Origin of the sequence: Agromyces litoreus (assembly GCF_040496015.1) — a bacterium.
Lineage (GTDB): Bacteria > Actinomycetota > Actinomycetes > Actinomycetales > Microbacteriaceae > Agromyces > Agromyces litoreus.
In genome coordinates this window covers 130,865-143,328 of record NZ_JBEPKA010000002.1, presented here as the reverse complement: position 1 = coordinate 143,328, position 12,464 = coordinate 130,865, and the positions used below count along the sequence as shown (strand labels likewise).

General features: G+C 69.6%; 10 protein-coding genes. 1 reads left to right on the top strand and 9 read right to left on the bottom strand.

Annotated elements, in window-relative coordinates:
* The first annotated feature begins 71 nt into the window (after window positions 1–71).
* A complete protein-coding gene (locus ABME01_RS02235) occupies window positions 72–542 on the top strand; it encodes an OsmC family protein (protein ID WP_353826731.1) in 471 nt (156 codons plus the stop codon).
* A 73-nt stretch (window positions 543–615) separates the two neighbouring features.
* Here ABME01_RS02235 and tuf read toward each other — a convergent pair whose 3' ends face one another.
* The 9 genes from tuf to rpoC all read right to left on the bottom strand — a co-directional run bounded on the left by tuf (window position 616) and on the right by rpoC (window position 12,454).
* The gene (tuf, locus tag ABME01_RS02230) at window positions 616–1,806 is read right to left on the bottom strand and encodes an elongation factor Tu (protein WP_353826730.1); all 1,191 of its coding nucleotides are present in this window, start codon (window positions 1,804–1,806) and stop codon (window positions 616–618) included.
* Window positions 1,807–1,920: 114 nt separating this feature from the next.
* The gene (gene fusA / locus ABME01_RS02225; RefSeq protein WP_353826729.1) at window positions 1,921–4,035 is read right to left on the bottom strand and encodes an elongation factor G; all 2,115 of its coding nucleotides are present in this window, start codon (window positions 4,033–4,035) and stop codon (window positions 1,921–1,923) included.
* A 96-nt stretch (window positions 4,036–4,131) separates the two neighbouring features.
* The gene (rpsG, locus tag ABME01_RS02220) at window positions 4,132–4,602 is read right to left on the bottom strand and encodes a 30S ribosomal protein S7 (protein WP_067948599.1); all 471 of its coding nucleotides are present in this window, start codon (window positions 4,600–4,602) and stop codon (window positions 4,132–4,134) included.
* Window positions 4,602–4,976: a 30S ribosomal protein S12 gene (gene rpsL / locus ABME01_RS02215; RefSeq protein WP_022889720.1), complete on the bottom strand. Its 375-nt coding sequence runs from the start codon at window positions 4,974–4,976 to the stop codon at window positions 4,602–4,604. The genes rpsG and rpsL overlap by 1 nt, the downstream gene beginning before the upstream one ends.
* A gap of 280 nt (window positions 4,977–5,256) precedes the next feature.
* Window positions 5,257–5,904 carry a spermidine/putrescine ABC transporter substrate-binding protein gene (locus tag ABME01_RS02210; RefSeq protein ID WP_353826728.1) on the bottom strand — a complete coding sequence of 216 codons (648 nt, stop codon included), beginning with the start codon at window positions 5,902–5,904 and terminating at the stop codon, window positions 5,257–5,259.
* Between the two features lie 69 nt (window positions 5,905–5,973).
* Window positions 5,974–6,447: a DUF6121 family protein gene (locus tag ABME01_RS02205; protein ID WP_353826727.1), complete on the bottom strand. Its 474-nt coding sequence runs from the start codon at window positions 6,445–6,447 to the stop codon at window positions 5,974–5,976.
* Window positions 6,448–6,498: 51 nt separating this feature from the next.
* Window positions 6,499–7,554, bottom strand: coding sequence for a hypothetical protein (locus ABME01_RS02200; protein WP_353826726.1), 1,056 nt, complete (start codon window positions 7,552–7,554; stop codon window positions 6,499–6,501).
* A 159-nt stretch (window positions 7,555–7,713) separates the two neighbouring features.
* Entirely contained in the window at window positions 7,714–8,385 is a 672-nt protein-coding gene (locus tag ABME01_RS02195) for a hypothetical protein (RefSeq protein ID WP_353826725.1), read from the bottom strand.
* A 166-nt stretch (window positions 8,386–8,551) separates the two neighbouring features.
* The gene (gene rpoC, locus ABME01_RS02190) at window positions 8,552–12,454 is read right to left on the bottom strand and encodes a DNA-directed RNA polymerase subunit beta' (protein WP_353826724.1); all 3,903 of its coding nucleotides are present in this window, start codon (window positions 12,452–12,454) and stop codon (window positions 8,552–8,554) included.
* Window positions 12,455–12,464 lie beyond the last annotated feature (10 nt).

Below are 12,464 nucleotides of genomic sequence, written 5' to 3'. Positions count from 1 at the left end.
CCAGTCAAGGCGATTCCGGTGCGCCTCGCGTCGTGGTGGAATCGAGCCATCAGCCCCACGGGAGGACCGCCATGACCGACGACACGACCGAACGAGCCCACGCCGTGAGCGAGCGGATCGGACCGGGCAGCGTCTCGGCCACCCGCATCGCGCCGCGACGCTACGAGGGCCTCAACGAGCGCGGTGCGACCGTCGCGATCGGCGGCGCCGAGATGGAGGGCGAGCACTTCACCCCCGGAGAGCTCCTGAAGCTCGCGCTGGCCGGCTGCGTCGGGTTGAGCACCGACCGGGTCGCGGCGCGTCGCCTCGGGGACGACTTCGCGATGACCATCTGGGCGCACGGGCGATCCGACGAGGAGTCGAACCGCTACCGGCAGATCGCCGAGGAGGTGATCGTCGACCTCTCCGGCCTCGAACCGCACGACCGCGACACGCTGGTCCAGATCATGGCCAAGGCCATCGACCGCGCGTGCACCGTCGGCCGATCGGTCGAGGGCGCGATCGACGTCGACACCGCGATCGACGGCACCGACGTGCCCTGACCGCGGAGCTCGTGGGGACGACGAAGGGGCCGGGCCCGAAGGCCCGACCCCTCACAGGTCGCGATCGCGAAGACTACTTGACGATCTTCGTGACGGTACCGGCGCCGACCGTGCGGCCACCCTCGCGGATGGCGAAGCCGAGGCCCTCCTCCATGGCGATCGGCTGGATGAGCTCGACCGTCATGTCGGTGGTGTCGCCGGGCATGACCATCTCGGTGCCCTCGGGCAGCGTGATGACGCCGGTGACGTCGGTGGTGCGGAAGTAGAACTGCGGACGGTAGTTCGCGTAGAACGGGTTGTGGCGGCCACCCTCGTCCTTCGACAGGATGTACGCGGTGCCCTCGAACTCCGTGTGCGGGGTGACCGAGCCGGGGGCCACGACGACCTGGCCGCGCTCGACGTCCTCGCGCTTGGTGCCGCGGAGGAGCAGGCCGCAGTTCTCGCCGGCCCAGGCCTCGTCGAGCTGCTTGTGGAACATCTCGATGCCCGTGACCGTGGTCTTCTGCGTCGGGCGGATGCCGACGATCTCGACCTCGGAGTTGATCTTCAGCGTGCCGCGCTCGGCGCGACCCGTGACGACCGTTCCACGGCCGGTGATGGTGAAGACGTCCTCGATGGGCATGAGGAACGGCTTGTCCTTGTCACGCACCGGGTCGGGGATGTTGTTGTCCACGGCGTCCATGAGGTCGAGGATCGACTGGACCCACTTCTCGTCGCCCTCGAGCGCCTTGAGGCCCGAGACGCGCACGACCGGCGCGTCCTCGGCGAAGCCCTGGCTGGCGAGCAGCTCCGAGACCTCGAGCTCGACGAGCTCCAGGATCTCCTCGTCGTCGACCATGTCGGCCTTGTTCAGCGCGACGAGCAGGTACGGCACGCCGACCTGCTTGGCGAGCAGGACGTGCTCGCGCGTCTGCGCCATGGGGCCGTCGGTCGCGGCGACCACCAGGATCGCGCCGTCCATCTGGGCGGCACCGGTGATCATGTTCTTGATGTAGTCGGCGTGACCCGGGGCGTCGACGTGCGCGTAGTGACGCTTCGGCGTCTCGTACTCGACGTGCGAGATGTTGATCGTGATGCCGCGCTGGCGCTCCTCGGGAGCCGAGTCGATCGACGCGAAGTCGCGCAGGACGTTGACGTCCGACGGGTACTTCTCGGCGAGCACCTTCGAGATCGCGGCGGTGAGCGTCGTCTTGCCGTGGTCGACGTGACCGATCGTCCCGATGTTGACGTGCGGCTTGGTCCGCTCGAACTTGGCCTTAGCCACTGTGGGTCCTCCTCAGGATCCGTGTAGCAGCACCGGGCGCCGGATTGCGACCGGTGTGCTACGGGGGGTTGTGTTGTTATGTTACGCGAACCTGTCGGTCCGTGCGTTCGGGCGCTATTCGCCCTTGTTCTTCTGGACGATCTCCTCGGCAACGGCCTTCGGGACCTCCGCATAGCTCTCGAACTCCATCGAGTACACCGCGCGGCCCGAGGTCTTGGACCGCAGGTCGCCGATGTAGCCGAACATCTCCGAGAGCGGGACGTGCGCACGCACGACCTTCACGCCGGCGGCATCCTCCATGGACTGGATCTGGCCGCGGCGCGAGTTCAGGTCGCCGATGACGTCGCCCATGTACTCCTCGGGAGTACGGACCTCGACGGACATCAGCGGCTCGAGCAGGACGGGGTTCGCCTTCCGAGCGGCCTCCTTGAAGCCCATCGAACCGGCGATCTTGAACGCCATCTCCGAGGAGTCGACGTCGTGGGCCTGGCCGTCCATGAGGGTCGCCTTGACGCCGACCATCGGGAAGCCGGCCAGGATGCCGACCTGCATCGCGTCCTGGAAGCCCGCGTCCACCGACGGGATGTACTCGCGCGGGACGCGGCCACCCGTGACGGCGTTGACGAACTCGTAGGTCTTGTCGCCCTCGACCTCGAGCGGCTCGAGCTTGAACTGGATCTTCGCGAACTGGCCCGAGCCACCCGTCTGCTTCTTGTGGGTGTAGTCGTGGCGCTCGACCGCGCGGCGCAGCGTCTCGCGGTACGCGACCTGCGGCTTGCCGACGTTCGCCTCGACCTTGAACTCGCGCTTCATGCGGTCCACGAGGATGTCGAGGTGCAGCTCGCCCATGCCCTTGATGACCGTCTGGCCGGTCTCGGGGTTGAGCTCGGTGCGGAAGGTCGGGTCCTCCTCGGCCAGCTTCTGGATGGCCGTGCCGAGCTTCTCCTGGTCGGCCTTCGTCTTCGGCTCGATGGCGACCTCGATCACCGGGTCCGGGAAGGTCATCGACTCGAGCACGACCTGGTTGTCCGGGTCGCACAGGGTGTCGCCGGTCGTCGTGTCCTTCAGGCCGATGACGGCGTAGATGTTGCCCGCCGTCACCGAGTCGACCGGGTTCTCCTTGTTGGCGTGCATCTGGAAGATCTTCCCGATGCGCTCCTTCTTGCCCTTGGTCGAGTTGATGACCTGGGCACCGGAGTCGAGGCGACCCGAGTACACGCGCACGTAGGTGAGGCGACCGAAGAACGGGTGGACCGCGACCTTGAACGCGAGGGCCGAGAACGGCTCGGTCGCGTCGGCGTGGCGCTCGATGACCTTCTCCTCGTCGCGCACGTCGTGACCCTGCACGGGCGGCACGTCGAGCGGCGACGGGAGGTAGTCGATGACCGCGTCGAGCATCGGCTGCACGCCGCGGTTCTTGAACGCGGAGCCGCAGAGCACCGGGTAGATCTCGGAGTTGACGGTGAGCTTGCGGATGGCGCCCTTGATCTCGGCGACCGTGAGCTCCTCACCGCCGAAGTACTTCTCGAGCAGCTCGTCGTCGGTCTCCGCGACGGTCTCGAGGAGCTGGGCGCGGTACTGCTCGGCCTTCTCCGCGAGGTCGGCCGGGATCTCCTCGATCTCGTACTTGGCGCCCATCTGCACGTCGCCCTTGGCGTCGCCGCGCCACGTGAGGGCGCGCATCTCGACCAGGTCGACGACACCCTCGAAGTTCGACTCGGAGCCGATCGGCAGCTGGAGCACGAGCGGCTTCGCGCCGAGGCGCTTGATGATCGTGTCGACGGTGAAGTAGAAGTCCGCACCGAGCTTGTCCATCTTGTTGACGAAGCAGATGCGCGGGACGTTGTACTTGTCGGCCTGGCGCCACACGGTCTCGGACTGGGGCTCGACGCCCTCCTTGCCGTCGAAGACGGCGACCGCGCCGTCGAGCACGCGCAGCGACCGCTCCACCTCGACGGTGAAGTCCACGTGGCCGGGCGTGTCGATGATGTTGATCTGGTTCTTGTTCCAGAAGCAGGTGACCGCGGCGGACGTGATCGTGATGCCGCGCTCCTTCTCCTGCTCCATCCAGTCGGTCGTCGAGGCGCCGTCGTGGGTCTCGCCGATCTTGTGGTTGACGCCCGTGTAGAACAGGATGCGCTCGGTGGTGGTGGTCTTGCCGGCATCGATGTGGGCCATGATGCCGATGTTGCGGACCTTGCTCAGGTCGGTGAGCACGTCAAGTGCCACGGGGTTCCTCCGGATAGTCGGGAACGGAAGGGGTGGTGGGGAGCGGATGCCGCGTGCCGGCGCGAGCGCTTCGGCCCGCGGCATCCGCTCGGCCCATTACCAGCGGTAGTGGGCGAAGGCGCGGTTCGACTCGGCCATCTTGTGCGTGTCCTCGCGGCGCTTGACCGCGGCACCGAGGCCGTTCGAGGCGTCGAGGATCTCGTTGGTGAGACGCTCGGTCATGGTCTTCTCGCGGCGGGCCTTGGCGTAGCTGGTGAGCCAGCGCAGCGCCAGGGTGTTCGCACGGTGCGGCTTGACCTCGACGGGGACCTGGTAGGTCGAGCCGCCGACGCGGCGCGACCGGACCTCGAGGGTCGGGCGCACGTTGTCGAGGGCCTTCTTCAGGACCGCGACGGCGTCCTGGCCGGACTTGTTCGCGACGTTCTCGAGCGCCTCGTAGACGATGCGCTGCGCGAGGTCCTTCTTGCCGTCGACGAGGATCTTGTTGACGAGCTGGCTGACGACCGGCGAACCGTAGACCGGGTCGGCGACGACGGGGCGCTTCGGAGCGGGACCCTTGCGAGGCATTACTTCTTCTCCATCTTCGCGCCGTAGCGGCTACGAGCCTGCTTGCGGTTCTTCACGGCCTGCGTGTCGAGCGCGCCGCGGATGATCTTGTAGCGCACGCCGGGGAGGTCCTTCACACGACCGCCGCGGACGAGCACCATCGAGTGCTCCTGCAGGTTGTGGCCCTCGCCCGGGATGTAGGCGGTCACCTCGGTGCCGTTCGAGAGCTTCACACGGGCGACCTTGCGGAGCGCCGAGTTCGGCTTCTTGGGGGTGGTGGTGTACACACGCGTGCACACGCCGCGCTGCTGGGGGTTGGCCTTCAGGGCGGGCGCCTTGGTCTTGGTGACCTTGGGCGAGCGACCCTTGCGGACCAACTGCTGAATGGTTGGCACTGCTTCTCCTTGTTGTGCTGCACGGTGACAGCGTTGATGGATTTCACATCACGACCCACCGGCACCGCCGAGCGGCGCTGCCTTTCAGTGGTGGGTATGCCGTGGGGGCGGTCCGGCCGTCCGGCCGGCGCCCTGGTGTGCGCCCTGTGAGAACCCGTCCCGCCCCCGGACCCGTCCGGATCCGAGGCGCGACACGAGCGCGCGGCAACGCGCACACCCGATTCATGGTAATGCGGCGTCACGATGCGGTCAAATGTCCGCGAACGCCGTCGGCGAACGCTCAGCCGGCCCAGCCGGGCGCGTCGAGCTCCCGCTCGAGGTCGGCCAGCATCTCGGCGACCTGGGGCTCCACGAGGCGCTCGATGGCGTTGCCGATGCGCTGGCGGTGCCGCGCCAGTTCCGCGCAGATGCGTCGGCCCAGCTGCTTGGCGAAGTCGTCGGCGAGGCGCACCTCCTCGCGGAGCGCCTCCTTCTCCTCCGGCGTGAACGGCCGCGGCGCCGGCTCCGACGAGTCGGCCGCGGCATCCGCCTCGAGGCCCTGGAGGGTGAACAGGAACGGCTCGCCCGGGGTCGGGTCGGGATCGAGCTCGAGCCCTCGGTACTCCGGGTCGAGCCCCTCGCCGGCCCGGTACGGGCGACGCGCCTTGCGCTCCTCGGCGAGCCGGATCTCGCGGTGCAGCATGGGCAGGTTCCGGGCGGTGTAGTCGTCGACGGCGGCGTCGATGATGCCCTTCATGCGCATCGAGAACGCGTGCTGCACCGGGTGCGGCACGTCCACGTCGAGTCCGGCGGCGGCGAGGATCGGCGAGCCGAAGCAGCGCGTGCACAGGCGCACCCGACCGCGATGGGTCCCCGGGCGCCATCGAGGCAGCCAGGCGAGCCAGCGGTCGACCTCGTGGCTCACGCGGGCCTCGACCGATCCCTCCACGCGCTTCACCCTACTGCCGCAGCGGTCGGTCCCGCCGATGGCGCGACGGATGTCCCCCGCTGCCCGCGATCACTCGTCGTCGCGCTCCCACGGCCACCTGGGCCGTTCGATCCCGCCCCGCTGCGCGCCGACCGTCGCGCCGGCGAGCACCGCGACGAGCGCGGAGGAGATCGGGATGATCGCCCCGAAGCCGACGGTCATGAAGCCGAGGGCGAAGAGGAGCGCCGCGAGGATCGTCCCCGTGGCCGCGCCGTACGCGAGCGTCGCCGCGACCACGCCCGAGGCCCAGGTGACGAGGAGTGCCAGGCCCGCGAGCGCTCCGGTGCGCGCACCGCGCGCGAGGCCCACGCCGAGCAGGACCAGGAGCGAGCCGACGGCGACGCCGACCGTGATCGGGCCGACCAGCCGGCCCGCGGCCGGATCGGCGATGGGCTCGAGGTCCGCCAGGAGGCTGAGGAAGCCGAACGTCGCGACGATGAGCGCGAGGTCGAGTGCGGCCCCGAGCCCCGCGACGGCCCATGCGGAGGACGATCCCGACGCCATCCTCCGAGCCTACGCTCCCGCCGGCGGCGCCGCCCGACGGCCTCCGCCGCGTCAGCGCGCGGTGGAGACGGGCTGCGGGCCCGCGGCGATGCGCCGGTCGTACTCCTCGCGCTCGCGGATGTTGCGGTCGGTGACCGTCCGCCCGTGCGCGGCGATCCAGCCGCCGAACCAGATCGGGAGCTCCCGGGCGACGACGGCCGCGATGATCGCGTAGGGGTCGAGCCAGCGGTCCCTGATGAAGTCGCCGGCCTGCTGCGGCGTCATGGTCCAGGCGTTGACCGTGAGCAGCGCCCCGGCGATGTAGGCGAAGTAGACCACGACCCCGACCGCCAGGCCGAACACCGCCCAGGTCCACCACGCGGACCGGTTGAGGATCGCGGCGAGCAGCGCGAAGGCCAGGAAGAAGAACACGACGGGGAGCCAGAACACGAACTGCACCACGAACTGCCCGAGGATCCGGCCGGCGTCGACCGCGCCGTTCTGGCCGAGGATCACGAGGTAGGACACGCCGGCGTAGAGCAGCGCGAAGCCGACCGTGGCGATGAGCCCCACCAGGATGCCGAAGCCCCGGTTCCCGCGCTCGCGCGGTGCCGGCGGCGCCTGGACGTAGACCGTCTGGGGCGCGGGCGGGCTGGGCGCCTCGGGAGCGCTCGCCGCGGCGACCGCACCGGCACCGGCGCCACCGGCGACGGCGGGTGCGTCCTCGTGCCGCTCCGGCTCGTCCACGACGACGACCGCGGTCTCGTCGGCCGGCGGGTGGTCCGTACGGGCGCGCTCGACGGCGGCGTCGAGCTCGGAGCGCGGCGGCTCCGGATCCGTCTCGACCGACGACGCCTCGTCGGGGTGCTGGTCCTCCGTCGTGCCGGTGAACACCGCCTCCTCGACCGGGCCCTCCGGCGCGGCCGGCTCGGCCTCAGGGGGCTCCAGCCGATCGACGTGCTCGGCGTCGGGAGCCGTCGGCTCGACCTTCGCCTGCTCGTCGTGCAGCACGTCGCCGGTGTCCGTCGTGGGCTCGGGCGTGGGCTCGGCCGCCGGGGGTGCGTCCACGCGCGCGTCGTCGCCGTCGAGGTGCCGGCCGGGCTCGGATCCGGGAGGCGTGCTGCTCATCGTCCGCTCCTTCCGGGCGGCGCCGACCGCCCGTGGTGCGGCTCACTCTAGCAACGCGGCATCGCCCCGGCGTGAGGCGCGCGGGTCGCCGCGACGCCGTCGGCGAGCGGCCCGGCGGGGTCCTGCTCGCGCGTTCGGCTGCGGCCGCGGATCCGGGGATCAGCCGAAGAGCTGTGCGGCGATGTCGGCCGTGTACCCGCTCACGGCGGGCCCGTCCCAGCGCGTCGCGATCCAGATGCCCTCGCGGAGGAACTGCGACTCGCCCGCCGATCCGGCCGCGCCCTCCCACTCGGCGATGCAGCGGGTGCCCTCCGACTCGGGGTAGCACTCCATGCCCGCCGCCTGGAAGGCCGCGATGACGCTCGCCGTCTGGTCCTCGTCGACGGCCGAGATGCTCGTCACGAGCCCGATGCGCCCGTCGCCCGTGTCGGGCGGCAGCCAGCCGCACGAGAGCTGCGCGGTCTCCTGCGCCACCGGCAGCGCCGCGGCGTCGTCCGTGCCGTACAGCGCGGGCGCGCCGTCGGCCGTCGACCACGCGGGGTTGAGGACGTACCCCGGCGCGAAGGTGCTCGACCAGTCGAACGTGTAGATCGCGGCGCAGTCCTCGGGGATCCGGGGGTCGCGCACGGGCTCGGGCTCCGGCAGGTCGACCGGCGCGGGGCCGCCGTCCACGGTCGGCGACGGACGGGAGGCGGTCTCCTCCACCGCCTCCTGCGCGGGCGCCGGGCTGTTCAGGACGACCAGCAGCGCCACGACGGTGACCGCGAGCACGATCGCTGCGGTGACCAGCCAGGTCACTGGGCGGCGGAAGACGGGGACTTCGTCGGGCATGAGTACTCCGGGGTCGCGGGTCGGGGTCGGGGGGCGACCGGCGAGATACTATCCGCCCGACCTGAGTGTCGGCACCCATCGCGTGGCGTGCCATGCACGACGGGCCCCGGATCGCTCCGGGGCCCGTCGTGGGTGCGGGCGGCGCCGAGGCGCCGCCCGCGTGGGATCAGCTGTAGTTGCCGGGCGTGAAGTCGTCGCTCGAGAACGAGTCGAAGTCGACGAAGCTGAGGTCGCCCTCGCTGAACGAGGCGTCGTCGGAGAAGATGCGGTTCGGGTAGCGCTCCGCCTTCGCCTCCTCCGTCGCCTCGACCGAGACGCTCCGGTACTTGCCGAGGCCGGTACCGGCCGGGATCAGCTTTCCGATGATCACGTTCTCCTTGAGGCCGACGAGCGGGTCGGACTTGCCCTCCATGGCGGCCTGCGTGAGCACGCGGGTCGTCTCCTGGAAGGACGCGGCCGACAGCCACGACTCCGTCGCGAGCGAGGCCTTGGTGATGCCCATGACCTCCTGGCGCGCGGACGCCGTCTTCTTGCCCTCGGTCAGCGCACCGCGGTTGATCTCGTTGTACCGCGAACGGTCGACGAGCTCGCCCGGCAGCAGCTCCGTGTCGCCGTGGTCGACCACGGTGACCTTGCGGAGCATCTGGCGGACGATGACCTCGATGTGCTTGTCGTGGATCGGCACGCCCTGCGAGCGGTACACGTCCTGCACGCCGTTCACGAGGTGCTTCTGCACCTCGCGGACGCCCTTGACCCGGAGGACCTCCTTCGGGTCGACCGTGCCGACGATGATCTGCTGGCCGAGCTCGACGTGCTGGCCGTCCTCGACGAGCAGCGTCGAGCGCTTGAGCACGTTGTACGCGATCGGCTCGTCGCCGTTGTCGGGCGTGAGGATGACCTTGCGCTGCTTCTCGGTCTCGTCGATCGTGATGCGGCCGGCGGCCTCGGCGATCGGCGAGGCACCCTTCGGGGTGCGCGCCTCGAAGAGCTCCTGCACGCGGGGAAGACCCTGCGTGATGTCGTCGGCCGACGCCGAACCACCGGTGTGGAACGTACGCATCGTCAGCTGCGTGCCGGGCTCGCCGATCGACTGCGCCGCGATGATGCCCACGGCCTCGCCGATGTCGACGAGCTTGCCGGTCGCGAGCGAACGGCCGTAGCACTTCGCGCAGACGCCGACCGCGGACTCGCAGGTGAGGACCGAGCGGACCTTGATCGACTCGATGCCCGCCGCGACCAGCTTGTCGATGAGCACGTCGCCCACGTCGCTGCCGGCCTCGGCCACGACCTCGCCCTTCTCGTCGACCGCGTCGGTCGCGAGCGAACGGGCGAACACCGAGTTCTCGACGTTCGCGTCGCGGACGAGCGAGCCGGTCGAGTCCACGGCGGCGATGGGCATCTCGAGGCCCTTCGACGTGCCGCAGTCGTCCTCGCGGATGATGACGTCCTGCGAGACGTCGACCAGACGACGCGTGAGGTAGCCCGAGTCGGCCGTGCGGAGCGCGGTGTCGGCGAGGCCCTTGCGCGCACCGTGGGTCGCGATGAAGTACTCCGCCACCGACAGCCCCTCGCGGTACGAGGAGATGATCGGACGCGGGATGATCTCGCCCTTCGGGTTGTTCACGAGGCCTCGCATGCCGGCGATGTTGCGCACCTGCAGCCAGTTACCACGAGCGCCCGAGGTCACCATCCGGTTGATGGTGTTGTCCTGGTTCGCCGCGAACTCCTCCTGCATGGCCTTCGCGACCTCGTCGGTCGCCTTGGTCCAGATCTGGATGAGCTCCTGACGACGCTCGAGGTCGGTCGTGAGGCCCTTCTCGAACTGCGACTGGACCTTCGCGGCCTGCTTCTCGTACTTCGACACGATCTCGCGCTTCTGCGGGAGCTCGACGACGTCGGAGAGCGCGACGGTCACGCCGGAGCGGGTCGCCCAGCGGAAGCCGGCGTCCTTGATCCGGTCGAGGGTCGCGGCGACCTCGGTCTTCGGGTACCGCTCGGCGAGGTCGTTGACGATCGCGGAGATCTGCGACTTGCCCGCCTGCGCGTTGAAGTACGGGTAGTCCTCCGGCAGCGCCTCGTTGAAGATGGCGCGACCGAGGGTCGTCTCCAGCAGGAACGGACGGCCGGACTCGAAGCCCTCGGGCTCCTGGCCCTCGCCGAAGTGGAGACCCTCGAGGCGGATCTTCACCGTGGCGCCGAGGTCGAGCGCGAGCTCGCCCGGGCGGTTCTGGTCGAACGCGAGGATGGCCTCGGAGATCGAGGAGAACGCGCGGCCCTCGCCGGCGGCGCCGGGCTTCTCGGTCGTCAGGTGGTGCAGGCCGATGATCATGTCCTGCGAGGGCAGGGTCACCGGACGGCCGTCCGACGGCTTCAGGATGTTGTTCGACGCCAGCATCAGGATGCGGGCCTCGGCCTGGGCCTCGACCGACAGCGGCAGGTGCACGGCCATCTGGTCGCCGTCGAAGTCCGCGTTGAACGCGGCGCAGACGAGCGGGTGGAGCTGGATGGCCTTGCCCTCGACCAGCTGCGGCTCGAAGGCCTGGATGCCGAGGCGGTGCAGCGTGGGCGCGCGGTTCAGCAGCACGGGGCGCTCGCGGATGATCTCCTCGAGCACGTCCCACACCTGCGGGCGCGACCGCTCGACCATGCGCTTGGCGGCCTTGATGTTCTGGGCGTGGCTCAGGTCGATCAGGCGCTTGATGACGAACGGCTTGAACAGCTCGAGCGCCATCTGCTTGGGCAGGCCGCACTGGTGCAGCTTGAGCTGCGGACCCACGACGATGACCGAACGGCCCGAGTAGTCCACGCGCTTTCCGAGCAGGTTCTGGCGGAAGCGACCCTGCTTGCCCTTGAGCATGTCGCTCAGGGACTTCAGGGCGCGGTTGCCGGTACCCGTGACGGGACGACCGCGGCGGCCGTTGTCGAACAGCGCGTCGACGGCCTCCTGCAGCATCCGCTTCTCGTTGTTCACGATGATCTCGGGCGCGCCGAGGTCGAGCAGGCGACGGAGGCGGTTGTTGCGGTTGATCACGCGACGGTAGAGGTCGTTCAGGTCGGAGGTCGCGAAGCGGCCACCGTCGAGCTGGACCATCGGACGCAGCTCCGGCGGGATCACCGGGACGACGTCGAGGACCATCGCGGCCGGCGAGTTGCCGGTCTGCAGGAACGAGTTGACGACCTTGAGCCGCTTGATCGCACGGATCTTCTTCTGGCCCTTGCCCTCGGCGATCTGCAGGTGCAGGTCCTGCGCCTCGGCGGCCAGGTCGAAGGTCTCGAGGCGCTTCTTGATCGCCTCGGCGCCCATGTAGGCCTCGAAGTACATGCCGAAGCGGTCCTGCAGCTCCTGGAAGACCGAGTCCTCCGGCTTCAGGTCGCCGACCTTCAGCGTGCGGAAGTCCTCCCAGACGCGCTCGAGGTGCGCGATCTGCTCGTCGGCCGACTTGCGGACGCCGGCCATCTCCTTGTCGGCGGCGGCCTCGGCGCGCTTGCGCTGGTCGGCCTTGGCGCCCTCGGCCTCCAGGGCCGCGAGCTCCTCCTCCTTGCGGGTCATGAGCTCGGCGATGCGCGCGTCGCGGGCGTCGCCGATGGCCTTGATCTCGAGGCGGACCTCGTTCTCGAGGCCCGGCATGTCCTGGTGACGGCCGTCGTCGTCCACGTCGATCACCATGTAGGCGGCGAAGTAGATGACCTTCTCGAGGTCCTTCGGCGCCATGTCGAGCAGGTACCCGAGGCGCGAGGGCACGCCCTTGAAGTACCAGATGTGCGTCACGGGCGCGGCCAGCTCGATGTGGCCCATCCGCTCGCGGCGGACCGAGGACTTGGTGACCTCGACACCGCATCGCTCGCAGACGATGCCCTTGAAGCGGACGCGCTTGTACTTGCCGCAGGCGCACTCCCAGTCACGGCTGGGTCCGAAGATCTGCTCGCCGAAGAGCCCGTCCTTCTCGGGCTTCAGCGTGCGGTAGTTGATGGTCTCGGGCTTCTTGACCTCGCCGTAGGACCACTTGCGGATGTCCTCGGCGGTCGCCAGGCCGATACGGAGCTCATCGAACGTCGTTGCGTCGAGCAATTTCTCTCCT